Source organism: Bradyrhizobium jicamae (assembly GCF_018130215.1).
GTDB lineage: Bacteria > Pseudomonadota > Alphaproteobacteria > Rhizobiales > Xanthobacteraceae > Bradyrhizobium > Bradyrhizobium jicamae_A.
The window spans coordinates 17,486-43,577 of record NZ_JAFCKQ010000060.1 but is presented as its reverse complement, the minus strand read 5'-3'; the positions used below and the strand labels follow the sequence as shown (position 1 = coordinate 43,577).

Annotated in this window: 26 protein-coding genes; 7 read left to right on the top strand and 19 right to left on the bottom strand. The window is 64.2% G+C overall.

All coding sequences use genetic code 11. The features are described 5' to 3' along the window. Window positions 1-285: 285 nt before the first annotated feature. The 3 genes from JQ586_RS36170 to nthA are packed head-to-tail and all read right to left on the bottom strand — an operon-like array spanning window position 286 to window position 1,945. Window positions 286-663: a nitrile hydratase accessory protein gene (locus tag JQ586_RS36170; RefSeq protein WP_212399420.1), complete on the bottom strand. Its 378-nt coding sequence runs from the start codon at window positions 661-663 to the stop codon at window positions 286-288. Further along, entirely contained in the window at window positions 663-1,322 is a 660-nt protein-coding gene (gene nthB, locus JQ586_RS36165) for a nitrile hydratase subunit beta (protein ID WP_212399419.1), read from the bottom strand. The genes JQ586_RS36170 and nthB overlap by 1 nt, the downstream gene beginning before the upstream one ends. Beyond that, complete coding sequence (nthA, locus tag JQ586_RS36160; protein ID WP_212399418.1) at window positions 1,319-1,945, bottom strand: nitrile hydratase subunit alpha; 627 nt, start codon at window positions 1,943-1,945, stop codon at window positions 1,319-1,321. The genes nthB and nthA overlap by 4 nt, the downstream gene beginning before the upstream one ends. 85 nt (window positions 1,946-2,030) lie before the next feature. Here nthA and JQ586_RS36155 point away from each other — a divergent pair, with 85 nt between their 5' ends. The 5 genes from JQ586_RS36155 to JQ586_RS36135 all read left to right on the top strand — a co-directional run bounded on the left by JQ586_RS36155 (window position 2,031) and on the right by JQ586_RS36135 (window position 8,937). Continuing rightward, on the top strand, window positions 2,031-2,837 hold the full coding sequence (locus tag JQ586_RS36155; RefSeq protein ID WP_212399417.1) for an enoyl-CoA hydratase/isomerase family protein: 807 nt from the start codon (window positions 2,031-2,033) through the stop codon (window positions 2,835-2,837). Window positions 2,838-2,947: 110 nt separating this feature from the next. Beyond that, on the top strand, window positions 2,948-4,024 hold the full coding sequence (locus JQ586_RS36150) for a S1/P1 nuclease (protein ID WP_212399416.1): 1,077 nt from the start codon (window positions 2,948-2,950) through the stop codon (window positions 4,022-4,024). 320 nt (window positions 4,025-4,344) lie between these two features. Continuing rightward, window positions 4,345-5,364, top strand: coding sequence for a TRAP transporter substrate-binding protein (locus JQ586_RS36145; protein ID WP_212399415.1), 1,020 nt, complete (start codon window positions 4,345-4,347; stop codon window positions 5,362-5,364). An 18-nt stretch (window positions 5,365-5,382) separates the two neighbouring features. Then, on the top strand, window positions 5,383-7,269 hold the full coding sequence (locus JQ586_RS36140; RefSeq protein WP_212399414.1) for a TRAP transporter large permease subunit: 1,887 nt from the start codon (window positions 5,383-5,385) through the stop codon (window positions 7,267-7,269). A gap of 18 nt (window positions 7,270-7,287) precedes the next feature. After that, a complete protein-coding gene (locus tag JQ586_RS36135; RefSeq protein WP_212399413.1) occupies window positions 7,288-8,937 on the top strand; it encodes an acyl-CoA synthetase in 1,650 nt (549 codons plus the stop codon). Window positions 8,938-8,949: 12 nt separating this feature from the next. Here the strand turns inward: JQ586_RS36135 and JQ586_RS36130 are convergent, their stop codons facing one another. The 8 genes from JQ586_RS36130 to JQ586_RS36095 all read right to left on the bottom strand — a co-directional run bounded on the left by JQ586_RS36130 (window position 8,950) and on the right by JQ586_RS36095 (window position 16,815). Beyond that, window positions 8,950-9,417, bottom strand: coding sequence for a MarR family winged helix-turn-helix transcriptional regulator (locus JQ586_RS36130; protein WP_212399412.1), 468 nt, complete (start codon window positions 9,415-9,417; stop codon window positions 8,950-8,952). Next, window positions 9,398-10,150, bottom strand: a complete 753-nt coding sequence (locus JQ586_RS36125; RefSeq protein WP_212399411.1) for a nitroreductase family protein — start codon at window positions 10,148-10,150, stop codon at window positions 9,398-9,400. Before JQ586_RS36125 ends, JQ586_RS36130 begins: the two co-directional genes overlap by 20 nt. Window positions 10,151-10,305: 155 nt before the next feature. Then, complete coding sequence (locus tag JQ586_RS36120) at window positions 10,306-11,112, bottom strand: MBL fold metallo-hydrolase (RefSeq protein WP_212399410.1); 807 nt, start codon at window positions 11,110-11,112, stop codon at window positions 10,306-10,308. Beyond that, window positions 11,109-11,900 (bottom strand): TatD family hydrolase, encoded by a 792-nt coding sequence (locus tag JQ586_RS36115; RefSeq protein ID WP_212399423.1) that lies wholly within the window; start codon window positions 11,898-11,900, stop codon window positions 11,109-11,111. Before JQ586_RS36115 ends, JQ586_RS36120 begins: the two co-directional genes overlap by 4 nt. 14 nt (window positions 11,901-11,914) lie before the next feature. After that, a complete protein-coding gene (metG, locus tag JQ586_RS36110; RefSeq protein ID WP_212399409.1) occupies window positions 11,915-13,819 on the bottom strand; it encodes a methionine--tRNA ligase in 1,905 nt (634 codons plus the stop codon). Between the two features lie 89 nt (window positions 13,820-13,908). Beyond that, complete coding sequence (locus JQ586_RS36105; protein ID WP_212399408.1) at window positions 13,909-14,949, bottom strand: DNA polymerase III subunit delta'; 1,041 nt, start codon at window positions 14,947-14,949, stop codon at window positions 13,909-13,911. Then, entirely contained in the window at window positions 14,946-15,632 is a 687-nt protein-coding gene (gene tmk / locus JQ586_RS36100; RefSeq protein ID WP_212399407.1) for a dTMP kinase, read from the bottom strand. Before tmk ends, JQ586_RS36105 begins: the two co-directional genes overlap by 4 nt. Before the next feature lies 1 nt (window position 15,633). Then, window positions 15,634-16,815, bottom strand: coding sequence for a D-alanyl-D-alanine carboxypeptidase family protein (locus tag JQ586_RS36095; protein WP_249148584.1), 1,182 nt, complete (start codon window positions 16,813-16,815; stop codon window positions 15,634-15,636). 239 nt (window positions 16,816-17,054) lie between these two features. Here JQ586_RS36095 and JQ586_RS36090 point away from each other — a divergent pair, with 239 nt between their 5' ends. After that, a complete protein-coding gene (locus JQ586_RS36090; RefSeq protein ID WP_212399406.1) occupies window positions 17,055-17,990 on the top strand; it encodes an alpha/beta fold hydrolase in 936 nt (311 codons plus the stop codon). A gap of 18 nt (window positions 17,991-18,008) precedes the next feature. On the opposite strand, the gene JQ586_RS36085 is transcribed toward JQ586_RS36090, so the two are convergent. The 7 genes from JQ586_RS36085 to JQ586_RS36055 form a co-directional block, all read right to left on the bottom strand. Continuing rightward, a complete protein-coding gene (locus tag JQ586_RS36085; RefSeq protein ID WP_212399405.1) occupies window positions 18,009-18,941 on the bottom strand; it encodes a septal ring lytic transglycosylase RlpA family protein in 933 nt (310 codons plus the stop codon). A gap of 915 nt (window positions 18,942-19,856) precedes the next feature. Then, window positions 19,857-20,285, bottom strand: coding sequence for a phasin family protein (locus JQ586_RS36080; RefSeq protein WP_212399404.1), 429 nt, complete (start codon window positions 20,283-20,285; stop codon window positions 19,857-19,859). A 21-nt stretch (window positions 20,286-20,306) separates the two neighbouring features. Then, window positions 20,307-21,224, bottom strand: coding sequence for a poly(3-hydroxyalkanoate) depolymerase (gene phaZ / locus JQ586_RS36075; protein WP_249148581.1), 918 nt, complete (start codon window positions 21,222-21,224; stop codon window positions 20,307-20,309). After that, a complete protein-coding gene (locus JQ586_RS36070) occupies window positions 21,217-22,917 on the bottom strand; it encodes an alpha/beta fold hydrolase (protein ID WP_212399403.1) in 1,701 nt (566 codons plus the stop codon). Before JQ586_RS36070 ends, phaZ begins: the two co-directional genes overlap by 8 nt. Continuing rightward, entirely contained in the window at window positions 22,914-23,390 is a 477-nt protein-coding gene (locus JQ586_RS36065; RefSeq protein ID WP_212399402.1) for a MaoC family dehydratase, read from the bottom strand. The genes JQ586_RS36070 and JQ586_RS36065 overlap by 4 nt, the downstream gene beginning before the upstream one ends. Next, window positions 23,363-23,992: an AMP-binding protein gene (locus JQ586_RS36060; RefSeq protein WP_212399401.1), complete on the bottom strand. Its 630-nt coding sequence runs from the start codon at window positions 23,990-23,992 to the stop codon at window positions 23,363-23,365. Before JQ586_RS36060 ends, JQ586_RS36065 begins: the two co-directional genes overlap by 28 nt. Before the next feature lie 178 nt (window positions 23,993-24,170). Then, on the bottom strand, window positions 24,171-24,329 hold the full coding sequence (locus JQ586_RS36055; protein WP_212399400.1) for a hypothetical protein: 159 nt from the start codon (window positions 24,327-24,329) through the stop codon (window positions 24,171-24,173). A gap of 2 nt (window positions 24,330-24,331) precedes the next feature. On the opposite strand from JQ586_RS36055, the gene JQ586_RS36050 reads away from it, so the two are divergent. After that, the gene (locus tag JQ586_RS36050; RefSeq protein ID WP_212399399.1) at window positions 24,332-25,402 is read left to right on the top strand and encodes an AraC family transcriptional regulator; all 1,071 of its coding nucleotides are present in this window, start codon (window positions 24,332-24,334) and stop codon (window positions 25,400-25,402) included. Between the two features lie 77 nt (window positions 25,403-25,479). Here JQ586_RS36050 and JQ586_RS36045 read toward each other — a convergent pair whose 3' ends face one another. Further along, window positions 25,480-25,833 carry a hypothetical protein gene (locus JQ586_RS36045; protein ID WP_212399398.1) on the bottom strand — a complete coding sequence of 118 codons (354 nt, stop codon included), beginning with the start codon at window positions 25,831-25,833 and terminating at the stop codon, window positions 25,480-25,482. Between the last annotated feature and the right edge of the window lie 259 nt (window positions 25,834-26,092).

The window sequence follows — 26,092 nt, the reverse complement described above, 5'->3', positions numbered from 1 at the left end:
GTGGTCCTACCCCCGTGCTTTCTACCTTGCACGGGGCCCATGGGTGCGATCGGCACCCGGCTTTCCCTGCGCCCTCTGCTCACAGAGCGGCGAAACGAGATGCAAAGCTCGGGCAATTCATGTCGCGAGAACGGCGCTTCACGCCCTCATCGTTGTCTGACATTTGAATCGGAGTTTTCTCCGTCATTGCGAGGCCCGCAGTGCCGCGGCAATCCATTGCCTCCGCAACGGCGGAATAGGTTGCTGCGCTTGAGCGCAATGACGGTGGAGGAGGGGATTCCGCCGCTACTCGAAGTCTGCCGGCGTCAGCTCGATCGGCTTGCCATGCGGCGTGCGGTCGGCGGCGTGGTCCCACGCATCACGGTAGCGATGGAGGGCCTGCGGCGTTGTCACACCCTTGGCCGCGACGAGATGCTCGAGCGTCGCCAGCCAGTGTTGGTAGTAGGTCTCGCCCGTGTCGGGATCGCCCGCAGCCTGCGCAAGCTTGATCTGTTCGGCGAGAGCTGCGGCCCATTCGGTCCAGGTGAAGAGGCCGCGCTCGTGAAGCGACAGCGCCATTGCGAAAGCCTGGGCTTCCCAGGGCGCGCGGAACACCGGACCGTCATCGTCGCGGGGAACGCCCGGCACCGCCCTGGCCGCGCGATCGGCTGCGACCGTGTCCATCACGCCGGCTCCAGATAAGGCTCGAACGCGTCGATCGAGACCTTGATGGTCGGGTCGGAGCCGGGGCCCCAGAGTTCGCGTCCATCAAACACGACGGTATAGAGCCATTGCGGATTCTCGCCGGCGTCGTTCGCCGCGGTATCCGGAAAGACATGGCAGCCATGGTCGCGTTCGACGACGCCGAGATGGCCGCGGACATAGCGCGGCAATCGCGTATGGGTGGTGGGATGGATGTTCCTGGCGCGCACCCTGTCGCCGGCCTTGAACTTCGCCGGCGCCGGCGCGGGGCGGCCGAACTTGCCGCGAACCATCGTGCGTTCGACGTCGCTGACGCTGAGCTTGCCGGGCGCGAGCGGCTTGGCCGGCTTCACGGCATGTCCCGCGGCGATGTCCTCCCTGGCGAGATAGCCCTTGTCGAGCAGCAGGTCCTCGAGCCCGAGCAGCCACTTCTTGTAATAGGAGCTCGAAAGATAGACGTGCGGGGGCAGGGCCTCGCGATAGAACCGCGAGGCGTCGATGTTGAAGGCGCCGGCCGCGCCCATCGCGCGGACCATCGCGAGCACCCGCGATTCCCACAGCTCGTGAAACATCGGCTCGTTCGCCTCGGGTTCGACCTTGCCGAACCCGTCCATGCCACCCATGTCATGCACACCGTTCACGATGGCGCTCCGGGCAGCTTCGGAAATCCGGTGCCGATCATGGAATCGCGTGTCACGAGTTCAGCGAGCTGCTGCTCGCTCCAGCCCTCGGTTCCCTCGGGCCGCATCGGCAGCACCAGGAAGCGCGTCTCCGCGGTCGAATCCCAGACACGGATTTCCGTCTCCTTCGGCAGACTCACGCCGAAATCGACGAGTACGCTGCGTGGGTCCTTGACTGCGCGCGAGCGATAGGGCGCCGCCTTGTACCAGACCGGCGGCAGTCCCAGCATTTCCCAAGGGTAACAGGAGCACAGCGTGCACACGACCATGTTGTGGCGGCCGGGCGTGTTCTCGACCGCGACCAGATGGTCGCCGACCCGGCTGACATGGCCGAGCGTTCCGACTGCCTTGGTGGCGTCTTCGAGCAGCGCCTTCTTGAAAGCGGGATCGGTCCAGGCCTTGGCGACGACCTGCGCGCCGTTGTGCGGGCCGATCCGCGTCTCGTAGGCCTGCACGATGGCATCGAGCGCGGCGGGCTCGATATAACCCTTCTCGGTCAGGATCGATTCCAGCGCGCGGACGCGCAGCTCGGTCTCCGACAATTCCGAATGGTCGTGATCGTGATGATCGTGATGTTCGCTCATGGGGGCAGGATAGGCGAACAGGCCGTGCTATGTCGAGGCAGGCAATCCCTACACCCAACAAAACAACGCGAGCAGGGAGGTACTGGTGGCTGACCATGTGACGATCGAGAAGGGCCTCGGACCCGAGGGCCGCATCGCCGTAGTGCGCTTCGATCGCGGCGACGGCATCAACGCGCTCTCGCCGGATGCGCTGCGTCAACTCACCGACGCTGCGCGCAGCTTCGAGGATGATGCTGGAACCTCCGTGGTCGTGCTGACCGGCGGCGCCAGATCGTTCAGCGCCGGCTTCGACCTGAAGGACGCCGAGGGCCGTGCGCGGCGCACCATGGACATGGGCACGCTGCGCCGGCACCTCAAGCTCGGGCCGCGGCTGACGCGGGCCTGGCAGGACATGGAGCAGGTCACGATCGGCGCCATCGAGGGCTTTTGCGTCGGCGGCGGCGTGGCGCTCGCGGTCGCGCTTGATTTCCGCATCATGGCGCGCGACGCGCATATGCGCGTGCCGGAGATCGGGCTCGGCATGAACATGAGCTGGCAGAGCGTGCCGCGCATGCTGCATCTGATGGGGCCGGCGCGCACCAAGCAGGCCGTGATCCTGGCCGATGACCGGATTTCCGCCGACGATGCGCTGGCGTGGGGTCTGGTGGAGCAGGTGGCCGCTTCCGGCAGATCATACGAGGCCGCGATGGCGCTCGCCGCCAAGGTCGCCGCCCAGCCGCCGATCTCGGTCGCGATGACCAAGCTCACGGTCAATCGCCTGGCCCATGCGCTCGATGACCTGGCCAGCCACATGGACCTCGATCAGTTCGCGCTTGCGAGCCTGACCGAAGACCACAAGGAGGGCGTGGAGGCATTCCTGGAGCGGCGGAAGCCGCGCTTCAGGGGCCGCTGACGGTGGTTCGCCCGCAGGGACGTTCGCGGATGGCCGGACGATATTGTCTTATGGTTGCTATATTTATGTGATACAACCTTACAATGCTGAATTGGCGACAGGGGCGGATCATGTTGCGAGCGGCTATTGCCTTGGGATGGCTTGCCGTCGTCGCGCTCGATCCGGCGCCGGCGTCGGCCTGGGGCTATCAAGGTCATCGCGTGGTAGGATCGATCGCGGATCAGTTGCTCAAGCCCGCGGCGAAAGCGCAGGTCCAGCAGATCCTAAACGATTTCGACACCCACGGCATCGACCTGCGCAAGGCCGCGCCGTGGCCGGATTGCGTAAAGAGCGTCGTCCGGCACGATGACGGCAAATTCCATTACGAGGTCGATCCTGATCATATCGAATTCGAGGTGCCCTGCACGCCGTTCAACTCGACGCGGGAGAGGGCGCGCATGGTGGATTACGCAGCCCGCAACTGGTCGACCTGCTCCTACACGCCCGACGGCTTCGAGCGCGGTTGCCACAACACCTTCCATTTCCTCGACGTCGCGATCCAGCGCAGCTACGTCGACCGCGGCCTCCAGGGCACCAATCCGCACGATCTGGTCGCGGCGATTGAGGCAGCCATCGCGGTGTTGCAGGGCAAGCCGATCCCGCCGCCGTTCCCGTTCTCGATCAAGGACAGGAAGGAGGCGCTGCTGTTGCTCGCGCACTTCATCGGCGACCTGCATCAGCCGCTGCATGTCGGCTCGGTGTATCTCGACGGCAATGGGCGGCTGGTCGATCCCGACGTCGCGCACAAGGTCGATCCGGACACCGAGACGAATGGCGGCAACGCCATCGAGGACAGCGTCGCTGTTCCGTTCCAGGTCATCAACCTGCATCATGAATGGGACGACATCCCGACCGACCTCGGGGATGCCGCGACCGGCGAACTCGTGGACGCCGCCAAATCGGTCCCACCGAGCCAGGGCGCGCTGGAGAGCTGGCCGGCAGCCTGGGCCACCGACACGCTGCTGGTGGCGCATGACGCGTTCAAGGGCCTGGTGTTCAAGCCAGCACAGCCGCCGGCACCAGCGAAGTGGACCGTCACGTACGACAATCACATCGACTATCTGCAGGCTGCCGACGCCATCAAGCGCAAGCAGTTGGCGAAGGGCGGCGCGCGGTTGGCGGAGCTCCTGAACACCATCTGGCCATGAGGAAAATCAGCGGCGGCATAGCGCGGGCATCCGTATCCGTAATTCGCATAAGGTATATTATGGAATATAATTATCTACAATTAAATCAGATATTTAGTGGGAAAACTTCACAGAATCCGAGGTCCGCGCCATCGTCGGTCATCGTCCGGCAGCGCATCGCGTGACGGCAGGCGGTCTCGTCAGAAAGCCCATATTGCCGCGGCTTGCGGACGCTGCAATAAGCGCGGCGGCATGCAGAGATCGCTGGTGACCCGGCGGCATCAGGTCCGTATAGGATTGACATCTCACAACAACAACAAGCCTCCTCGAGGGAGAAACCAATGAGCTTTTCACGACGCACGCTGCTGAAGGTCTCCGCCGCCTCCGCCGTCCTGGGCGGGATCGGCGCACCTTATGTCGCGCGCGCCCAGACCGCCGAGTTCAGCTACAAGTTCGCCAACAACCTGCCGGAGTCGCATCCGTTCGTGACCCGGGCCCGCGAGATGGCCGCGGCGATCAAGACCGAGACCAATGGCCGGTTTGATCTGCAGGTGTTCCCGAACAGCCAGCTTGGCTCCGACACCGACATGCTGAGCCAGGTGCGCTCCGGCGGAGTCGAGTTCTTCACCCTGTCGGGCCTGATCCTGGCGACGCTGGTGCCGGCGGCCTCGATCAACGGCATCGGCTTTGCGTTCCCGGACTATCCGACGGTCTGGAAGGCCATGGACGGCGACCTCGGCGCCTATGTGCGCGGCGAGATCAACAAGGCCGGCCTCGAAGTCATGGAGAAGATCTGGGACAACGGCTTCCGCCAGACCACGTCGTCGACCAAGCCGATCAACGGTCCCGATGATTTCAAGGGCTTCAAGATCCGCGTCCCGGTGTCGCCGCTGTGGACCTCGATGTTCAAGGCGTTCGACGCGTCGCCCGCCTCGATCAATTTCAGCGAGGTCTATTCGGCCTTGCAGACCAAGATCGTCGAGGGCCAGGAGAACCCACTGGCGCTGATCTCGGCGGCGAAGCTGTACGAGGTCCAGAAATACTGCTCGCTGACCAACCATATGTGGGACGGCTTCTGGTTCCTGATGAACCGCCGCGCCTGGCAAGCGTTGCCCGAGGATATCAGGACCATCGTCGCCAAGAACGTCAACGCGGCGGCGGTCAAGGAACGCGAGGACACCGAGAAGCTCAACGCGACAGTGAAGCAGGAGCTCACAGGCAAGGGGCTGGTCTTCAACCAGCCTGACGTGGCGCCGTTCCGCGACAAGCTCCGCGCCGCCGGCTTCTATGCCGAATGGAAGGGCAAGTATGGCGAGAAGGCCTGGGAGCTGCTCGAAAAGTCCGTCGGCAAGCTGTCCTGATCGAACGGGAGCGCTGCCATGGCTCATGTCGACATGACGCCGGCCGTGGCCGGTGAGGCGGGCGCCCCGTCCCCTCACCGCCGCTCCGTTCTCGGGTCGATCGAGGCCGCTCTTGGCCTGCTGGTCGAAATCCCGGCCGCGATCCTTGTCGTCGCCGAGGTCGTGATCCTGTTCGCCGGCGTGATCTCACGCTACGTGCTGCACTCGCCGCTGATCTGGTCCGACGAATTGGCGTCGATCCTGTTCCTGTGGCTGGCCATGCTTGGATCGGCGGTGGCGTTCCGCCGCGGCGAGCACATGCGCATGACGGCGCTGGTCGCGAGCGCCGGGCCGAGGCTGTGGGCCTATCTCGATGTCGTTTCGACCTGCGCGGCGTTGGCCTTCCTGATCCTGATCGTGCGGCCGGCCTATGAGTATGCCTACGAGGAAAGCTTCATCACGACGCCGGCGCTGCAGATTTCCAACACCTGGCGCGCGGCAGCGCTGCCGATCGGAACCTGCCTGATGGCGGTGTTCGCGCTGCTGCGGCTGGCGCGCGTCGGCGACTTCAAAACCTTCCTGATGGCCGCGCTCACGGTCGCGGTGCTGATCGGGGTGTTCTGGCTGGCGCAGCCTCTGCTGCGGCCGCTCGGCAATCTCAACCTGATCATCTTCTTCGTCGGCGTGGTCGGTTTCTGCGTCTTCGCCGGCGTACCGATCGGCTTTGCCTTCGGCATGGCGATCTTCGGCTATCTGGCGCTGACGACGCGGACGCCGCTGATGGTGCTGGTCGGCCGGATGGACGAGGGCATGAGCCATTTGATCCTGCTCTCGGTACCGCTATTCGTGTTCCTCGGCCTGCTGATCGAAATGACCGGCATGGCGCGCGCGATGGTGGCATTCCTGGCCAGCCTGCTCGGCCACGTTCGCGGCGGGCTGCACTACGTGCTGGTCGGTGCCATGTATCTTGTCTCCGGCATTTCCGGATCGAAGGCCGCCGACATGGCGGCTGTGGCGCCGGTGCTGTTTCCGGAAATGAAGCAGCGCGGCGCGCGACCCGGCGATCTCGTCGCCCTGCTCGCCGCGACCGGCGCGCAGACTGAGACCATTCCACCGAGCCTCGTGCTCATCACGATCGGCTCGGTGACCGGCGTCTCGATCTCGGCGCTGTTCACCGGCGGCCTGCTGCCGGGGGTCGTGCTGGCGATCACACTGTCGGGACTGGTGTGGTGGCGCTACCGCGGCGAGGATCTGAGCCATGTCCAGCGCGCGACGCGGAGCGAGGTCGGCAAGACCTTCGTCTTCGCCCTGCCCGCATTGGCGCTGCCCTTCGTGATCCGCTATGCCGTCGTCGAGGGTATTGCGACCGCGACCGAGGTCTCGACCATCGGCATCGTCTACGCCTTCGTCATCGGCCTTCTGATCTATCGCCAGTTCAAATGGCGGCGGCTCTTGCCGATGCTGATCGAGACGGCGTGCCTGTCGGGGGCGATCCTCTTCATCATCGGGACCGCGACCGGGATGGCCTGGGGCCTGACCCAGTCCGGCTTCTCGCGCGCGCTGGCGGCATCGATGACCGGCCTGCCCGGCGGCTCGGCGACCTTCATCGCAGTCTCGATCCTGGCTTTCGTGATCCTCGGCAGCGTGCTCGAGGGCATTCCGGCGATCGTGCTGTTCGGCCCGCTGCTGTTTCCGATCGCCCGCGCCGTCGGTGTCCATGAGGTGCACTACGCCATGATCATCATCCTGGCGATGGGCATCGGATTGTTCGCACCGCCGTTCGGCGTCGGCTATTATGCCGCCTGCGCCATCGGGCGCGTCGATCCGGCCGAGGGTATCCGGCCGATCTGGGGTTACATGCTGGCGCTGCTGATCGGCCTGATCGTGGTCGCCATCTTCCCGTGGATTTCGATCGGCTTCCTCTAAGAACCTTGGGATAGAGCCATGAGTGCAGCCCAAAACCAGTACGCGATCGGATTGGACAAGACGCCGGCCAACTACGTGCCGCTGACGCCGCTGAGCTTCCTGGCGCGTTCCGCCGCGGTGTATCCCAACCATCTCAGCGCGGTCTATGAGGGCCGCAGCCTCACCTGGAAAGAGACCTACGAGCGCTGCAGGCGCTTTGCATCCTATCTCGCCGGGCGCGGCATCGGCCATGGCGAGACCGTCGCAGCGATGCTGCCGAACGTCCCGGCGATGAACGAGTTGCACTTTGCCGTGCCGATGACGGGCGCGGTGCTGAATGCGCTCAACATCCGCCTCGATGCGGCATCGATCGCGTTTCAGCTCGACCACGGCGGGGCGAAGATCATCCTGGTCGACCCCGAATTTTCCGCCGTGATCGCCGAAGCCCTGGGCCTGATGCAGGGCCCGAAACCCTTCGTGATCGACGTCGACGACGCGGCGTTCACAGGCGGCAAGCGCATCGGCGAGATCGAATACGAGGCAGCCGTCGCGCAAGGCGATCCTGACTTCGTGGAGCGGCCCCCGGCCGACGAATGGGATGCGATCGCACTGAGCTATACGTCCGGCACGACGGGCAATCCGAAGGGCGTGGTGACGCATCACCGCGGTGCATACCTCAACGCCGTCAGCAATATCCTCGCCGGCAATCTCGGGCAGCATCCGGTCTATCTCTGGACGCTGCCGATGTTCCACTGCAACGGCTGGTGCTTCCCCTGGACCATCGCGGCGGCTGCCGGCATCAATGTCTGCCTGCGCAAGGTCGATCCGGCAAAGATCTTCGAGCTGATCCCGAAACACGGCGTCACCCACATGTGCGGCGCGCCGATCGTGTACAACACGCTGATCAACGCGCCTGACGCCCCCAAAGCCGGCTCGGCCAAACCGGTGGTCGGGCTGATCGCGGGCGCGGCGCCGCCTGTCGCCGTGCTCGAGGGCGGCGAACGCATCGGCATCAAGTTGACCCATGTCTACGGGCTGACCGAGGTCTACGGCCCCGCCTCCGTCTGCGCCGAGCAGCCCGGCTGGGACGAATTGTCGGCCGACCAGCGCGCGCAGATGAAGCGGCGCCAGGGCGTCTCCTATCCGCTGCAGGAAGGTGTCACGGTGCTCGACCCGGAGACGATGCGCGAGGTTCCACGCGACGGCGAAACCATCGGTGAGGTCATGTTCCGCGGCAACATCGTGATGAAGGGCTATCTGAAGAACGAGAAGGCTACACAGGAAGCCTTTGCGGGCGGCTGGTTCCACACCGGCGACCTCGGTGTGCTCGACGAGGACGGCTACGTCATCATCAAGGACCGCTCGAAGGACATCATCATCTCCGGCGGCGAGAACGTCTCCTCGGTCGAGGTCGAGGACATCCTCTACAAGCATCCGGCCGTGCTGTTCGCGGCCGTGGTGGCAAAACCCGATGCGAAATGGGGCGAAGTGCCCTGTGCCTTCCTCGAGCTGAAGGACGGCGCGCAAGCGACCGAGGCCGAGATCATCGCCTATTGCCGCGAGCACATGTCGGGCTTCAAGACGCCGAAATCGGTCGTGTTCGGCGCGATTCCGAAGACCTCCACCGGCAAGATCCAGAAGTTCCTGCTGCGCAACGCGGTCGGCTCCGCGAAGGCGATCTCGGCCTGAGCGGAGCCGTTCTCAGCCCTCGGCCAGCCGGCTGAGCAAGCCATAGAGCTGCTTTCTCTCGGCGGCATTGAGCGGCGCCAGCGTCTTTGCCGTGCACTCGATTTCGACCGGCAGCAACTGCTCGACCAGCGCCACCCCGGCGATCGTCAGATCGATCAGGATCAGCCGCTTGTCAGTCGGGTCACGGCGGGTCTCGAGCAGCCGACGTTTCTTGAGCCGGAGCACGACATCCCTGATGTTGGCGGGCTCCATCGCAACGAGTCGGCCGAGCAGGTTCTGCGACAGTGCGCCGCGCTCGTAGAGCCGGGCCAGCGTCGCAAATTGCGGTGCCGTAAGGTCATAAGCACCGATCCGGTCGACCAGGTTGGATGACGCGCGCTGATAGGCGCGCCGCAGCAGGAAGCCGACCTGATCCTCGAGGCTATAGTCCGGCGCTGCACGCTTGGCCGAGATGATGGACCTAGTCGACGTTCTCTGCATCCCGGTACATCACCTTGTGGCGCGTGGTGGAAACCCAGTCGTCGATCTGGGCCTCCGTCATGAAATGCGAGCCGTCGAACCGATTCCAGTTGCTGATATCGGCCAGGCTCTTCTTCCAGCGCTTGTACGGCGGTTTCGCCGGCGGGCCGAAACACATGATATCGAGCACCGATAGCTCCTCGGGGATGCCGAGCAACGGCTTCATGGCCCGTTGCGCCTTCTCCTGCCCGATCGCTGTCACCCACCAGACATTGTAGCCGAGCGCCGCGGCCGCCAGATGCGCCGACATCGTGGCGGCTGCAACGCTCTGCAGAAGGATCCGCTCCGCGTTCTCCTTGTACATCTTGTCGAGTTCAGAGCCGTCATTGAGGACAGGAAACGCCTTGACCCAACGGAAGTCGCTGGCGACGACGATGAAGCCCGGGGCCGATGCGAGCCCGCGATAGTCGGGGGTCGGGAATTTCATCTTGAGGCGGGCGCGTCGCACCTGCTCCTCGCGGAAATACTCGGTGATCTTGTTCTTCAGGTCCTGATCGGTGACGGCAATGAAGTGCCAGGGTTGGGCATTGGCTCCCGACGGCGCGTGCCGCGCCGCCTCCAGGATCATGTCGTAGTGTTCCGACGGCATAACGTAGCTGGGATCGAACGCGCGCGTGGTCAGGCGCTTCTTCACGACATCCATCAGTGCGTCATATCGCGTGCGGTCGGTGAAATCGCGCGTCGCCTCAGCCATCTGATGCTCCCGCATATCGTTATGATCATAACGATATGCCCAATGCGCGGAATGTCAACGCAAAAGCGCGGTGACGGGCGACATCGCGTGTGGGGGCGGCACGCGGGAGTGACCGGCAAGGACCGATCGGACGACGTTGTAGCTGTTGAGGTTTTCTAGCCGGCTCGGTCGAGCGTCAGCCGCATCCCGTCATAGGCCGGCACGACGCCGGCCGGCAGGCTCTGCCGCAGCACCTCGTAGTCGAGGTCGGAATGCATGTTGGTGATGACGGCGCGCTTCGGCTTGAAGCGGTCGATCCATGACAGCGCGTCGGCGACGCTGAAGTGGCTGGGATGTGGCGCATAGCGCAGGCCGTCGACGATCCAGAGATCGAGATCCCTGAGCGCCGCCCAGCTTTCCTCGGGGATGTCGTGCAGGTCGGGCGTATAGGCAGCATTCCCGATGCGGTAGCCGAGCGCAGGGATATTGCCATGCTGGACCAGGAAGGCGGAGAGCTCGATCGTACCGCCCTTCCCCTCGATCGTCTGGCTCTCGCCGGCCTCAATCGAACCGCGGTTGAGGATCGGCGGATAGTCGCTGCCTCTGGGTGAGATGAAGCAATAGGAAAACCGCGCCATGATGTCCTTGGCGGTCGACAAGTTGAAATAGACCGGGATGCGGCGGCGCTGATGCAGCACGACCGATCGCAGATCGTCGATGCCGTGGGTCTGGTCGGCATGCTCATGCGTCAGGAACACCGCGTCGATATGCTCGACATTGGCGTCGATCAACTGCTCGCGCAGATCGGGCGAGGTATCGATCACGACGCGAGTGGTGCCCTGCTCCGTCGTGCGCTCGGCCATGATCGAGCAGCGTCGGCGACGGTTGCGGGGATTGTTGGGATCGCAGGCGCCCCAGCCGAGCGCCGGCCGCGGCACGCCGGCGGAAGAGCCGCAGCCCAGAATTGTCAGTGTCAGCGTCATGCAGTCACCTTCGGCGCCGGCACTTTGGAGAACAGGCGGAAGAAGTTCTCGGTTGTTTGCCGCGAGATCTCCTCCATCGAGACGCCGCGCGTCTCCGCCAGCACCCTGGCGACCTCGACGACGTAGGACGGCTCGTTGCGCTTGCCGCGGAATTTGCCTGGCGCAAGATACGGCGCGTCGGTCTCGACCATGATGCGGTCGGCCGGAAGTTCGGCCGCCAGGGCCCGCAGTGCCTCCGACTTCTTGAAGGTCAGGATGCCCGTGAACGAGATCGACAGCCCGAGCGAGATCGCCTTCATCGCAAGCTCTCGCCCTCCGGTGTAGCAGTGCAGGACCGCCTTGAAGGGGCCCTTCGCCACCTCGTCCTGGAGGATGCGGCCGCAATCCTCGTCGGCCTCGCGGGTATGGATGACGAGCGGCAGGCCGGTGGCGCGGGCCGCTGCGATATGGGCACGAAAGCCGCGCTCCTGCGCCTCACGCGAGCCGTGCTCGTAGAAATAGTCAAGCCCGGCCTCGCCGAGCGCGACGACCTTCGGGTGCTTGGTGAGCTCGATCAGGTCGCTGGCCGGAATGCCATCCTCTTCATCGGCATGATGGGGATGAGTGCCGACGGAGCAATAAACGTCGGGAAAGCGCCCGACGATTGCGAGCAGGCCATCGAGCCGTTTCACCCGGGTCGAGATCGTGACCATACGGCGGACCCCGGCCGCCCCGGCGCGCCCGACGATTCCGTCGAGATCGTCGGCGAAGTCGGGAAAATCCAGATGGCAGTGACTGTCGACAAGCATGACTTTCGAACCGCTCACTCGGTCTTCGGTTCCACGTAGCGCGGGAACACGCCGGTCGGCGCCGGCAATGACGTGCCCGGCCTGATCCGCTCGCCAAGCGCCGCGAAGCTGCGCGCGTCCGCAGGGATGCCGAGACTGTCGAGCATCTTGGCGCAGGAGGACGGCATCACCGGTTGCGCCAGGATTGCGATCCGACGGACCACCTCGGCGGTGACATAAAGCACCGTCTTCTGCCTGACAGGATCGGTCTTCGCCAGCGCCCATGGTGCCTCGCCCGCGAAATAGCGGTTGGCCTCCGCGACCACGGCCCAGACCGTGTTGAGCCACTGGTGGATCTGCTGCGTCGCCATTGCGCTCCGCGACGCCTCCAGCATGGCGTCGGCCTGCGCCAGGATCGCCTTGTCGTTGTCGGTGAATTCACCGGGCTCCGGCAGCACGCCGCCGAGCTGCTTGCCGATCATCGACAGCGAGCGCTGTGCCAGATTGCCGAAATCATTGGCGAGGTCGGCATTGATGCGCGCGACGATGGCCTCGTGGTTGTAGTTGCCGTCCTGTCCGAACGGCACCTCGCGCAGGAAGAAATAGCGCACCTGGTCGACGCCGTACTGCTCGGCGAGATTGAAGGGATCGACCACGTTGCCGACCGACTTCGACATCTTCTCGCCCCTGTTGAACAGAAAGCCGTGCGCATAGACGCGCTTCTGCACCGGAATGCCGGCCGACATCAGGAATGCCGGCCAGTACACCGCGTGGAAGCGGATGATGTCCTTGCCGATGATGTGCACATCGGCCGGCCAGTAACGCCAGTTCGCATCACCTTCATCGGGATAGCCGACGCCGGTGATGTAATTGGTCAGCGCGTCGACCCAGACATACATCACATGTTCGGGGTCATTGGGGACCTTGACGCCCCAGTCGAAGGTGGTTCGCGAGATCGACAGATCCTTCAACCCGCCCCGCACGAAGCTCATCACCTCGTTGCGGCGTGAATCCGGGCCGATGAAGTCAGGCTGGCTCTCATAGAGATGCAGCAGCTTGTTCTGGTAGGCCGAGAGCCTGAAGAAATAGCTATTCTCCTCGACCCAATCGACAGGTGTGCCCTGCGGGCCGCGACGGACATTGTCCTCGCCGACGACCGTCTCCTCTTCGGCGTAATAGGCTTCGTCGCGCACCGAATACCAGCCGGCATACGTGTCGATATAGATATCGCCATTCTGCTGCATGCGATTCCAGATCGATTGCACGGACCTGTGGTGCGCAGGCTCGGAGGTGCGGATGAAGCGATCGAAGGAGACGTTGAGCCGCTCGTCCATCTCCCTGAAGCGGGCCGCATTGCGGGTCGCGAGCGCGTGCGGCGTCAAGCCCTCGCCCTGCGCGGTCTGGATCATCTTCTGGCCGTGCTCGTCGGTGCCGGTGAGGAAGAACACGTCCTTGCCATCGAGCCTCTGAAAGCGCGCCAGCGCGTCGGTCGCGATCGCCTCATAGGCGTGCCCGATATGCGGCTGGCCGTTCGGATAGGCGATCGCGGTGGTTATGTAGTAGATGTTGCCGCGATCGGCGACCGGTGCAGGCGCCTGAGCGACCGCCGGCGCGGCCTTTGGTACCCTCTTGACCGGCGGCGCCTTTGGCGTTGCCGGCTTCACCGCCGCCGATGCGACGACCTTCGCGGCCTCCGTTTTCGGAGCCTGAGCTTTGGCAGCCTTCTTCGCAACCTTTCTGACGGCCTTTTTTGCGGCTTTCCTGGTGCTCGATGTCCTCGCGGCTTTCTTTGCCGCCTTGTTCGCCTTCTTGGCGACGCGGCCGCCTTTCTTGGCCGCGCGCGACTTGGCGGCGGCCTTCTTCGCGGTCGTCCGCGCGGGCGAAGCCTTGTTCGTCTTCTTGGCTTTCTTCTTCGACGATTTCTTCTTAGCGGTCGCCACCACGGAATCCTTTGCAGATCGAAACGAGATTGTCGGGAGTGCTGTCAGGCAGGTGTGTCTTCAGACAGATGTGTTTTCAGACGAGGCGTCTATCGGGTCGCGTCCGCAAGCATCGAAAACACCGAGAAAACCAGCGGCTTGCGCTCCAGATTATAGGCCTCGGTGTCGCGCGCGGCGCGGACGATCTTTTCCCATACCTCCGCCAGCCGTGCAAGGCGCGGCAGATTGGCATTGGCGTCGCCGTCGCGCATGCGCTCGCTGATCCAGCGATCGATTCCGTCGATGAAGGCGGCGAGCGCGACGCGGTCGCTGGTGCCGAGCGCATCGCCCAGCGCATGCAGCTCGCGCGGATCGACCTTGGGCAGCGTTGCCAGCAGCGCGGCGGTGCGCTGCTGCAATCTGAGCGCGTCGCCGCCGAGCAGCGACAGCGCCCTGCCCACGCTGCCTTCCGATGCCGCCGCAGCCTCGACGAGTTTGGGATCATCGGGCGCGAGGTCGGTCGCAGCCGCTGCCGCAGCGATGACGTCGCGTGTATCCAGCGGTCGCAGCAGCAATTTGCGGCAGCGTGACAGGATGGTCGGCAACACCCGCGACGGCGCGTGGCTGACAAGGAGGAACAGCGATTGCTGCGGAGGCTCCTCGAGAATCTTGAGCAGCGCGTTCGCAGCGTTCGGATTGAGCTCGTCGACGGTGTCGACGATGCAGATGCGCCAGCCATCGACGGCGGCGGTCGAGCCGAAGAAGGAGATGGTCTCGCGCGTCTCGTCGACGGTGATCACCGTCCGCATCACCCCGCGATCGTTGAGGCCGCGCTCCAGCACCAATAGCCCGCCATGCGCCCCGGCGGCAACCTGTCGCGCCACCGGATCGCCCGGATCGAGCCGCAGCGTCGGCGCTTGCTGCACCTGGGAGGCCTGCGGGTTGCGGAATGCCAACACGAATCGCGCCATGCGATAGGCCAGCGTCGCCTTGCCCAAGCCTTGCGCCCCGCCGATCAGCCAGGCATGGGGAATGCGCCCGCTGCGATAGGCATCGAGCAAGGTCTGCTCGGCCTCGCGATGCCCTGACAGCCCGGACGTCTCGCGCGGGTGCCGGACCGCGATGTCCTGCTCGCTCTTGCGCGCGCTCATGCGGGGCTTGCCGCCGTTGCCGCCGCGAACAGATGGTCGCGCAGCGCGGTCCATATTCGCGATGCGACCGCATCGGGATCGTCCGTTGCATCGATCAACACGCAGCGCTGCGGATCCTCCGCGGCGATCCGCTTGTAGGCCTCGCGCAAATCCTCGTGGAACTTGACGCTCTCGGCCTCGAAGCGGTCGGCCACGCCGCTGCCGCGGCGCGCGGCGGCGCGCTGCAGCCCGATCTCGACCGGGACATCGAGGATCAACGTCAGGTCGGGCTTGAGGTCACCAATGGTGACGCGCTGCATGGCATTGACGAGCCCGGGCAGCACCTGTCCGAGCTGACCCTGATAGGCGCGCGTCGAATCGAAGAAGCGGTCACACAGCACCCAGATGCCCTGGTTGAGCGCGGGCAGGATCACGGTGCGGACGTGATCGTCGCGGGCGGCGGCAAACAGCAGCGTTTCGGCATCCGGCCCAAGCAGCTTGCCCATCCCCGACAGCACGAGGTGGCGGATGATCTCGGCCCCAGGCGAGCCACCTGGCTCGCGGGTCACGATGGCGCGCAGCTGCGCGGCATCGAGGCGTTCGGCGAGCTTGCGGATCTGGGTCGACTTCCCGGACCCTTCGCCCCCCTCAAATGTGATGAAGCGACCGCGCAGGGTCGGCCGTTTGACGGCTGTTTCAGCCATGTCACAGCCTCTCGGCGCCGGCGCGGAACATGCCGATGACGAGTTCCTGAACGCCATCCAGCGCGCGGCGCACCGTTGATCCGGTGCCAACCGCGTCCGCCGCGAACACCGGCGCCTCCATTGCGACATTGGCACCGCGCCAGACCCTGACCACGCCGATCTTCTGCCCGGCGGCGATTGGTGCCTTCACCGGGCCGCTATAGACCACGCGGGCCAGCAGCTTGTCGTTGCCGTTCTTGGAAACCATCACCTTGATCGGATCGGGACTGACGAGTTTCACCGAGCGGCTGTCGCCGCCGAACACCCTGGCATAGCCGATCGGCTGGTTGGCCGCGATCAGTGTCCGGCTCTCGAAGCTGCGGAACCCCCATTCCAGCATCTTCTTGGCTTCTGTGGCGCGATCCTCCGAGTCCTCCAGGCCGTTGACCACGACGATCAGACGGGTGTCGTTCTGCACCGCCGATCCGACCATGCCGTAGCCACCCTCCTTGGTGTAGCCGGTCTTGAGGCCGTCGGCGCCGGGCATCGCATTGAGCAGCGGATTGCGGTTCTGCTGGCGTATCTTGTTCCAGGTGAATTCCTTCTCGCCGAACAGCTTGTACATGTCGGGATAGGTCAGGATGATATAGCGCGCCAGCGTCGCGAGTTCCCGAACCGTCATCTTGTTGCCGGGGTCGGGCAGCCCGTTGGAGTTGGCGAAGGTTGATTTGGTCAGCCCCAATTCGCGGGCGCGCTTGGTCATGAAATCGGTCGCGAAGGTATACTCGTTGCCGGCGATGCCTTCGGCGAGCGCGATGCAGGCGTCGTTGCCGCTCTGGATGATCGCGCCGTGCAGCAGGTCGTCGACCGAGACCTTGCTGTTGATCGCGGCGAACATCGTCGAGGTCCCGGACGGCGCCCCGCCGCGCCGCCAGGCGTTCTCGCTGATCCGGTACTCGTCGGTCAGCTTGACGTCGCCCTTCTTGAGGGCGTTGAAAACCACCTCGGCCGTCATCAGCTTCATCATGCTGGAGGGGGCGCGCAGCTCATCGGCGTTCTTCTCGAACAGCACGCTGCCGCTGGAGGCCTCGATCAGGATCGCGGTCGGGGCGTCGCCGTCAAAGCCCCCTTCCTCCTTCTTGGCGCCCTGCACGCTGTTGTTGGCGGCGAAGGCCACCCCGCAGCCGATGCCAAGGGCAACCATTGCCGCGACGAGTCCACGCCAGCACCGCCCGGCGCGAGCGGCGAACGTGCGGGGAACTGCGGTTGGTGCTGCCATCGGCGATGTCCTGAAAGGCTGCGTTCTAACAGGTGGAAGTATCGCAAACAACTGAGGTTTCTGCGCCTGTGCACGAGCGGCTGGATTGCTGCCGGCGGCGAACGCCCCTAAGGTTCGGCTTGGCCCACGACAGCAACAGAACCGGCAAACAAGGCGGAAACGCGATGTCTTCCTCACGCACGATCTCCGCCAACGGACTCGACATGTTCGTCCGTGAGGCCGGGCAAGGCCCGCTGGTCGTGCTCTGCCATGGCTGGCCGGAACTGTCCTACTCGTGGCGACACCAGATCGCGGCGCTGGCCGCGGCCGGGTTTCATGTCGTGGCTCCCGACATGCGCGGTTTCGGGCGAACCAGCGCGCCGGCGGAGATCGGCGCCTACACGATCTTCGATACCGTCGGCGACATCGTCGCACTGGTCGCCGCACTGGGCGAGAAGCAGGCCATGGTCGTCGGCCACGACTGGGGCGCGCCGGTGGCCTGGCACGCGGCGCTATTCCGGCCTGATGTCTTCACCAAGGTCGCCGGGCTCAGCGTCCCGCCCCCATTCCGGGGCCGCGGTCGCCCGCTCGAGACCCTGCGCCAGAGCGGAATCACCAACTTCTATTGGCAGTACTTCCAGGCACCCGGTGTCGCCGAGGCCGAGTTTGAGCGCGACATCGCCCGCACAATGCGCCTCGTGCTCGGGCGCGGCGTTTCCGACCCGAACTCGATGTTCGTCGATGAGGCAAAGGGCTTCCTCGGCAATCTGCCGAGCGGACAGGCTTTGCCGGCATGGCTGACCGAGGCCGATATCTCGGAGTTCGCGGCCGGCTACGCGGTGTCCGGCTTCCGGGGCGGGCTGAACTGGTACCGCAACCTCGACCGCAACTGGGAGCTGACCGCGCCCTGGCAGGACGCCCAGATCCGTCAGCCCTCGCTGTTCATCGCGGGATCGAACGATTCGGTGATCACAGGACTGATCGGCGCCAAGCGGGTCGCCGACATGGAACGCGTGCTGCCGAACCTGAAGCAGAAGCTGATCATCGAGGGGGCCGGCCACTGGATCCAGCAGGAGCGGCCCGACGAGGTCAATGCCGCCGTGATCGAGTTTCTCAAATAGTCAGATGAAGTGATTGGTTCAGTAGAGCCCGCGTCCGCTCAGGACCTCAGCCGGTCCGCGCGAATCAATCGGCACGTAGGAAGCCGCGGCCGGGCTCGGGGCCGACGCATAGCGCTCATCATTCTCGTAGGAGACTTCACGCGGGTTGTTCAGCACGCGGCCCCGCGAGCGGCTCGAGGCGGACATTTCGGACGTGGCGTTGATCGAGGCATAGTCGGCGGACGTATTGCCGAGGCTGTACGGCCGGCCCTCGGGCACCGGGACATCACCACGGATCCGGCCGGCCGACGAGGACATCGCTGGCAAGAACGGACGGGCCGAGGCGACCCGAACCATCGAGGGCGATGGCGCCGGCGTGCCGGTACGCAGCGTCGCCATCAACTGGCGGTCATCGGAGCCTTCGAGCGGCGCCCGGCCGACATATTCCACGCGGACATGCGCCGTACCATTGCCTTTGAATTCAAGGAGTTCCGCGGCCTTGTTCGAGACATCTATGAGGCGATTACCGTGGTATGGACCACGGTCATTGACACGGACAATCAGGGACTTGCCGTTGCTCAAGTTGGTGACGCGGGCGTAGCACGGCATCGGCAGCGTCGGATGGGCCGCTGTCAGCGATCCCATGTCGAATACCTCGCCATTGGCGGTCAGACGGCCGTGGAAGTCATCTCCGTACCAGGACGCGGTACCCTCGGCCCGGTAGTTCTCGTCTTCCTCGGGCACATAGGTGCGGCCTGCCACGACATACGGCTTGCCGACGCGGTAAGTGCCGCCGCCCTTCGGCACGGGATCACCGAAGGCCACGACGCGCGGGCTCGACGAGACGCCGTATTTGGGATCGACGCGGCTCGCGAACTGGCTCGAGGCGCAATTGGCGAGGACGAGGCACGCAGCCACGGCAACGGCGCCGCGCGCCGTCCGGACGATCGAATCTGGCCGTCTAGTCCCCATCGCCCCAAGTACCATTCTGCCGAATGCCCGCCTACTGCGCGGTGTGACATCCTTGCCGTCGCGATGCGGCCCACCTCCGCACCAGAGATGGACGATATCGCAACCGGAACACGGCGGAAATGGGGAGAGCCGCCCCACGATACCCGCATGGTGAATGGGCTGTTGCATGCCCCTTCGTTGAACTACGGAGTTTTGACCCTCGCGAGCCGTCGCCTGCAACACTCGCCGTCCCGCGATCAGACACACTGTTGCAGCAAATCATCAGTCGGGGGTGATCTTCGATTCCAACAATTGAATCTTTTTGACTGTGCAGGGCTGCAATCGTTTTCTCTCGCGTGTGGGGCGCAAAGGAAGTTTGCGATGATCGAGATGGTTACAGCGGTTATGGGTCTGGTCAGTGCAGCCATCTTCTTGGCTCATGCCGTGGAAGGCTATCGGTACCGGGCCTGACGGCCCGCCAAGGCGGAAAGAGACATCACATCTTTCCGGGAGTTGCGTGTTCGGAAAGCTTTAATCAATTCGGATGAGCATCGGGTCAAGGCAGGTGTATCATGCGTAATCACGATTTGGTCTCCGACGGATTTCTGACGTTGACCGCGGCTAGTCTCGTGCTGCTGTGCTCAAGCCTCCTGGCTTTTGCGCTCGCCTGAACCCGTGAGGCCGGCGCACCCGGCCCCGCCCCTCGGCCATTGCCGTCTCCGGCGGCAGGCCATCCCCGACAAACGAACGTGCTGCGGCCGGCAATCAACCCGGCCAATCCGACGGTCGAAATCAAGGCATCACCTCGATCAGATGTGGGGCCGCGATCCTGCATTGCGCCGGCGAACTGGGCGCGCAACTTGCGTGGCGATACAGCACGGGCGAGTCGTCGCGTCCCGCCAGGACTCATCCTGTCCGCTGTCGAGCGGAGTGATGTCAGACCGGCTTGTTCGGACGGACGCTTGCGCGGAATTCCTCGAAACTCTCCTTCATGCGGTCCTGGATGATCTTCACCGCATCGGTGGTCGACTGCCGCGCCGTCGACGCGCTGTCCTGGGCCCCCTTCACCGCGATATCGAACATCTTCCGGGCGAACTCGGTTTGCAGCGCGAGGTTCTCATGAACCTTGCCGAGCGGCTTGTATTCGCTCGCCAGCGTCGCCGCCTCGCGCAACCCGGCCTCCATCACCTCGCGCTGCTTCTGCGCCACCGATTGTGCGCCCTGCGCCGCAACCTTGGCGCTCTGGCCGAGCGCCTCGAGGTTCTTCCTCTGGGTCTGCAACAATTCGTCGACGTTCAGCTTGGGCAAGCCAAGATCGCTCCCGAATTTCCGGAGCATGTCGATGTAAGAGCTGTTGTCCGTCATGATATCCTCCCTGGTTGCTGCCTATGATTTGTGGTGTTCGCCTCCGGACGTCGGAACGAGTGTTCTGAGGTGATCGTTCGTTCGAGAAAGCAAGGATGACGGCTCGACCCGCGGTCTCTCGCCACCGAGGAACGCCTCGATCAGGGCCGCCGTCTCCACCGGTCTTGTCACCATGAACAGGTGCCCGTCATCGATCATGCGGAGCTCGGCGTTCGGGATCAGGCCGGTCAGGATGTGACCGTTGATCGGAGGAACCAGCGGATCGTCGCTGCCCATCAGCACCAGGGTTGGCTGCGGCAGCGACCACAGCCATGGCAGGCTGGTCCATCCGGCCATCGCCAGCAGCTGATAGAGGTAGCCGACATTGCGCGCACCATGCATCGCGGACGCGTGACGGCCGATCAACGAGGGGTCGTGGCGAAACGCCCCACCATAGATATCCGCCGCGATGCTGCTCATGTAGTCCTTGTCGGTGTAGCGGCGCGGGGTCGCCATCTTCCAGAGCACCGACGGGCTGGCGGGTACCATCGTGAAGCCCGGCGCGGTCGCGGCGAGCACCAGGCGCCGGCAACGCTTCGGAAACTGGTGCGCGAACTGCTGTGCGATTCCGCCGCCCCAGGACACGCCGGCGACGTCGACCTCCATGCAGCCGAGCTCCGCGGCGAGATCAGCCGCAAGGCGGGCCAGCGTCGAGGGGCGATAGGGCCAGGCAGGTCTGGGCGACCCGCCGATCCCAGGCACGTCAAAGATGATCGCGGTGGTGGTCGTGAGCGAGTCGAGGAACGGCTTTGCCAGCTCCCAATTGGCGCCGATCCCGTTAAACAGCAGCAGCGGCGGCCCGCTGCCGCTGCCGTGCTTGATTGCGACCTGAAGCGGTTGGCCGTCGATCGTGATCTGCCGCGCCTCGATCGTTCCCGGCTTTGCGAGATTGTCACTCAAAGACGTAGGTCCCCGGAGCGTCGCCAAGTGTCGGATGGCGCCCGCTGCCGAGCGACGCCGGCGCGGTCACCTCATCGCCGGAGCGCGCCTGCAGCCAGTCTCGCCAATCGAGCCACCAGCTTCCCTTGCGCTTCTCGGCCGACGTCAGGAATGCATCGGGTGCACCCTCACCGACTGCACCGATCATGAAGGTGGCCTTCGGATTGGTCGGCGGATTGAGCAGGCTTTGCAGGTGCCCGCTGTTCGAGAGCACGAAGGTGGTGCCCTCGCCCATGATCTGGGCGGTCTTGTAGACGCCCTTCCACGGCGTGATGTGGTCGGTGACGCCGGCGACGACGTAGCTGTCGGCCTTCACCTTGCTCATGTCGATGGTCTTGTCGTTGAGTTTCAGCTTGCCGGGATTCACGAACGGGTTGCTGAAATAGAGATCGAGATAGTCGCCATGCAGCGCCGCCGGCAAGCGCGTCGTGTCGGCGTTCCAGAAAAGGATGTCGAAAGCTGGCGGCTGGTTGCCGAGCAGATAGTTGTTGACCCAGTAGTTCCAGATCAGATCGTTGGGCCGCATCCAGGCGAACATCCGCGCCAGATCGTGGCCGTCGACGATCCCGCGCAGCTGCGACGACGCCTTGGCGGCGCGCATGGTTTCTGGCGTCATCAGGCAACCGAAGGCGCTCTCCTCGGCGGAGTTCGGATCGAGCAGGCAGACCGCCAGCACCAGGTTCTTGATCTTCGCCGGCGCACTGCCGAGCGTTGCGAAATAGGCGGTTGCGGTGATTCCGCCCGAGCACGATCCCATCATGGAGATGTCGTCGCTGCCGCTGATCTCGCGCGCAGCGTCGACGGCCTCGTCGAGCGCTGCAACATAGGTGTCCAGCCCCCAGTCGCGATGAGCCGCGGTCGGGTTACGCCAGCTGACTGCAAAGATCTGGATGCCGCTTTCGAGCAGGAAGCGGACCATGCTCTTGTCCGGCGAGAGGTCGAGCGCGTAGTACTTGTTGATCTGCGGCGGCGTAATCAGCAGCGGCCGCCTTCTGACGGTCGCAGTCGTCGGCGTGTACTGGATCAACTCGATCAGCTCGTTGCGGAATATCACCGCGCCCGGAGTGGTCGCCAGGTTCTCACCGACCTTGAACGCACTGGTGTCCACCATCGACGGCATGCCGCGGTTGCGCGTCAGATCGTCCATGTAGTTCTTCAGGCCGCTCCACATGCTCTGTCCGCCGGTGTCGATGAACTTGCGGACCGCCGCCGGATTGGTGAGCATCGTATTGGTCGGCGCGACGGCGTCGATCAGAATGTCCGTGACAAGGTGCGCGCGCTGCTTGTCGATATCGCTGAGGCTGGTCTTGTCGACCAGGCCGCTGACCGCCTCGCCCCACGCCAGGTAGGCCTTGAGCAGGCTGCTGTGCAGCGAGCTCTCCTTCCATGTCTGATCCGAAAACCGCCTGTCGCCTGTCTTCGGTGCCCGCTCGGATTTGCCCGCCATGATGGAACCGAGCTCACCGACAAAGGACAGCCATTGCTCGGTGGCGACCTTCGGCTCGTTCATCACGGCCTTGAACAGGATGCCGGCACTCTCGACCAGGTCCTGGCCCTGGATGCCGACGAGGGGATTGAGCGCCAGCGTGGTTCTGGACGCCGCTTCGGACATCTCCGACGCCGGGGACGCCATGTCGCGATCCTCGGTGCTCATCGCCGCGCTCCCGCTGCAGGAATCAGCAGTGCCAGCGTCTCCGCGATCAGGGCCGGCTTCTCCGATCCTTCCACCTCGAGCGTATTCTGGGTCTTCATCACCACCTGCCCGCCTTCCCTTGGCTCGATCCCGGCGAGCACGACGCGCAGCCTGACCCGCGCGCCCGACGGCACCGGCGCCAGGAAGCGGACCTTGTCGATGCCGTAGTTCAGCCCGGCGGCGGCATCGCCGGGGATGACCCCGACCTGCATCGCCAGCGGCGCCACCATCGCGAGCGTCAGATAACCGTGCGCGATCGGACCGCGGAACGGGCTTTCGCGTTTTGCCCGTTCGACGTCGACATGGATCCACTGCTGATCGCCGGTGCAGGACGCGAACGTGTTGATGCGCTCCTGGTCGATCGTGACCCAGTCGGACATTCCGAGTTCCTGTCCGATTCTCTCGCTCAATCCGGCAAGGGTGAGGTTGCCCATGATGTCCTCCCTGGTCTGTTCGCGGTCCCGTTCGGACAGCTACATGTTGCCGTACTGCTCGCGCAGCTCCTTCTTGTTGATCTTGCCGACGCTCGTCTTGGGAATGTTGTCGATGAAGATGATCTTCTCCGGAATCCCGTACTTCGAGATGGTGCCCTTGTCGGCGAACGTCTTGAGATGGTCCTTGATCGCAACGTCGCTGACACCGTGATGCCCTCGAGCAGTCCGACGAATTCGTCGTTGACGAGCAGCGTCGAGGCGCCGGCGTGATCGATCGTAAAGGCGATCTGTTCGGGCGACAGGCGGACATTCACCGTCTGCAGCACAGCGGCCATCATCGGGATCGCGAAGAACGCCTCGAGGAAGCGATGGCTGTCCCACTCGAGAACCCCGACCGTGTCGCCGGGCTCAACCCCCGCCCTGCTCAGGGCCGATGCGAGGCGGCCGATCCGCTCTCTGGTTTGACGGTAGGTGAAGCGCTTCGGGTCGCGATAGACGACCTCCTGGTCCGGCGCCTGCACGCGCGGCGTGTGCCACAATTGCTTGAAGATGAGCGGATATTGATAGGCGGATTTGGCGGTTTGAATCAGCCTTCCCACCATGGTGGCCTCCCTCGACTTTGCCGTTTCCTCCGACCATTGTGGCGTCCGCAGTTCTGAGCGCGCGCGGATCGCCTGGTTGCCGTCCTGCCTCGCGACGGTTGGCCGGGCTTCACATTAGACTGAAGCGTCGCGTGGCGCCCGATCTTTGTGAAGGTCCGAAACGGACATCGCCGGGGTCTCAATCGGACACATTACCTTCATCACGGGCGCTGGTCTTTACCGAAGCTGCTGCCTTGCCGTAGCCTGCGCTTTGCGGCGCAGCCTTGCTGCCCCGCAACAGTGACGAGCCGGCGCTCGTTGCCGCAAGCAGGATTCGCTCAATTGCTTCGATCGACACGCGTGAAGAGGTCTCGGAATTCCCGTAGCCGGCCAGACGGTTCGCGCGACATCCTGGCCGTCGGGGTCGGCGACAGGGTCTACGAGGCAACCAAGCTCGCCGCGATCTTCGATATGCTGGTCAGTCTGGGCATTTCGGCCGACGCTATTCTGCGCGACGTCAACATTCCGCTGCAGGATGTGCATTCGTCCCAGGCGCGGATCTCTCTGATGCAGTTGATGACCATCAGCCAGAACGCGATCCGGCTGTCAGCCGAACGTCATTTGCCTTACCGCATCGGCGCATCGATCCACGTCTCGACCTACGGGATGTATGGCTATGCGATCCTGTGCTGTCCCGACTTCCGCAAGGCGATGGATTTCGCGACGCGGTACCACGCCCTCGCCGCGCCGCTCGCCGCGATCGAGTTCGCCGAGCAGAACGGCCACGCAAGCTGGACGATCGAGCCCAACTCCCACATCGCCGACGGCTCAGCGCTCCATCGCTTCATCACGGAGATGCAGATCGGCATCCACATCTCCCTGATGCGAGATATCATGGGGGCGGCCTTCGTGCCCTCCAGGATCGAGCTGACCTATGCGCAGCCGGAAGACTTCGCTCTTCCACCGGATCACGTCGGTTGTGCGGTTCACTTCGGGCGGCCGGCCAATCAGATCGTGTTCCAGTCGGACTGGCTCGACCAGGCCGCCGGGCTCGGCAACAAATTGACTTATCCGACCATCGTCGCCCTGTGCGACGAACTGCTCGGCGACCTGAAACTGCGCGTCGGGGTGGCCGGAAAAATCCGCGCAATCCTGCTGCGTGACATCGCAAATCCTCCGACCTTTGAGGCCACCGCCAAGCTGCTTGGCGTGAACGACCGGTCACTGCGGCGGCAGCTGCGCCAGCAGGGCTTTTCGTTCCGCGGCTTGCGGGACGAGCTGCGAACCCAGGTCGCCCTGAAATATCTTCGTGCCACAGACCTCGCCAACGAGGACATTGCGCTGGCCCTCGGCTTCAGCGACGCCGCGAACTTCAGGCGAGCGTTCCATCGTTGGACGAACAAGGCCCCGAGCGAAATCCGCGGCAAGTGATCGGCGGCGTCCTGACGCAAGCATGGGGTATCGATGATCCAAGACGCGACACGGTCGTTGCGAGTTGCGAACTTACGCTACCCGCTCGCTCCCGGCATAAAGCAGCGCACAACTGGATGACCGTCTATATACATCCGCCAAGCCAGCGCGAAGCCAGCCCTGTTGTTGCCCTTGACCAGTTTTTCCGGCCGTACATTGACCCATTCGCCTTCCAGGAAAACCTGATACTGGCCATCTTTGATCGTCCATTGGGGATCCGTCAGGTGATTGACATCGGCGCCGTCGCAGCACCACTCACCTTGTTCGCAGCGTAAACTTTTGTACCAGTCGTCCAGCTCAGGATGGGTATGGTCGTGCGCGTTAGCTGGCCAAATCCAAACCAAGGCGGCGCTGATGCAAACTAAATTCGTTCCGGTCAGCAGGTGGTTCATAGCTGCCACCGCAATGCAATTGATGAAACCAATAACGCGAACCTAGGACTCCTCGAGCGCACGCAACAATCCGTACTTGCCCGGATGCGCGAAGCCTCCGCACATCCGGCGAGAACCGCGGATTCAAGCGGTGCGCGCAGCCGCCTTCGGGCCATCAATCGGCGGCCCGCAGCGTTCCGTAATTACGCTACGGCCTAGCCGAGCGCTGTAAGGAAAGACAACTTCGCTCGGACCTAACCGAAAATGCTACAACCTTCGA

Excerpts from the sequence above, each read along its gene's own strand:
- JQ586_RS36095 (WP_249148584.1), bottom strand. The coding sequence starts at position 16,815 with ATGGTTGCCCTTGGCATCGGCTGCGGGGTGGCCTTCGCCGCCAACAAC.
- JQ586_RS36130 (WP_212399412.1), bottom strand. The coding sequence starts at position 9,417 with ATGCAGAGAACGTCGACTAGGTCCATCATCTCGGCCAAGCGTGCAGCG.
- JQ586_RS36115 (WP_212399423.1), bottom strand. The coding sequence starts at position 11,900 with ATGCTTGTCGACAGTCACTGCCATCTGGATTTTCCCGACTTCGCCGAC.
- JQ586_RS36125 (WP_212399411.1), bottom strand. The coding sequence starts at position 10,150 with ATGGCTGAGGCGACGCGCGATTTCACCGACCGCACGCGATATGACGCA.
- JQ586_RS36045 (WP_212399398.1), bottom strand. The coding sequence starts at position 25,833 with ATGAACCACCTGCTGACCGGAACGAATTTAGTTTGCATCAGCGCCGCC.
- JQ586_RS36105 (WP_212399408.1), bottom strand. The coding sequence starts at position 14,949 with ATGAGCGCGCGCAAGAGCGAGCAGGACATCGCGGTCCGGCACCCGCGC.
- JQ586_RS36085 (WP_212399405.1), bottom strand. The coding sequence starts at position 18,941 with ATGGGGACTAGACGGCCAGATTCGATCGTCCGGACGGCGCGCGGCGCC.
- JQ586_RS36120 (WP_212399410.1), bottom strand. The coding sequence starts at position 11,112 with ATGACGCTGACACTGACAATTCTGGGCTGCGGCTCTTCCGCCGGCGTG.
- JQ586_RS36080 (WP_212399404.1), bottom strand. The coding sequence starts at position 20,285 with ATGACGGACAACAGCTCTTACATCGACATGCTCCGGAAATTCGGGAGC.
- JQ586_RS36065 (WP_212399402.1), bottom strand. The coding sequence starts at position 23,390 with ATGGGCAACCTCACCCTTGCCGGATTGAGCGAGAGAATCGGACAGGAA.
- tmk (WP_212399407.1), bottom strand. The coding sequence starts at position 15,632 with ATGGCTGAAACAGCCGTCAAACGGCCGACCCTGCGCGGTCGCTTCATC.
- JQ586_RS36060 (WP_212399401.1), bottom strand. The coding sequence starts at position 23,992 with ATGGTGGGAAGGCTGATTCAAACCGCCAAATCCGCCTATCAATATCCG.
- JQ586_RS36150 (WP_212399416.1), top strand. The coding sequence starts at position 2,948 with ATGTTGCGAGCGGCTATTGCCTTGGGATGGCTTGCCGTCGTCGCGCTC.
- JQ586_RS36070 (WP_212399403.1), bottom strand. The coding sequence starts at position 22,917 with ATGAGCACCGAGGATCGCGACATGGCGTCCCCGGCGTCGGAGATGTCC.
- JQ586_RS36140 (WP_212399414.1), top strand. The coding sequence starts at position 5,383 with ATGGCTCATGTCGACATGACGCCGGCCGTGGCCGGTGAGGCGGGCGCC.
- JQ586_RS36090 (WP_212399406.1), top strand. The coding sequence starts at position 17,055 with ATGTCTTCCTCACGCACGATCTCCGCCAACGGACTCGACATGTTCGTC.
- nthA (WP_212399418.1), bottom strand. The coding sequence starts at position 1,945 with ATGAGCGAACATCACGATCATCACGATCACGACCATTCGGAATTGTCG.
- JQ586_RS36135 (WP_212399413.1), top strand. The coding sequence starts at position 7,288 with ATGAGTGCAGCCCAAAACCAGTACGCGATCGGATTGGACAAGACGCCG.
- JQ586_RS36145 (WP_212399415.1), top strand. The coding sequence starts at position 4,345 with ATGAGCTTTTCACGACGCACGCTGCTGAAGGTCTCCGCCGCCTCCGCC.
- JQ586_RS36170 (WP_212399420.1), bottom strand. The coding sequence starts at position 663 with ATGGACACGGTCGCAGCCGATCGCGCGGCCAGGGCGGTGCCGGGCGTT.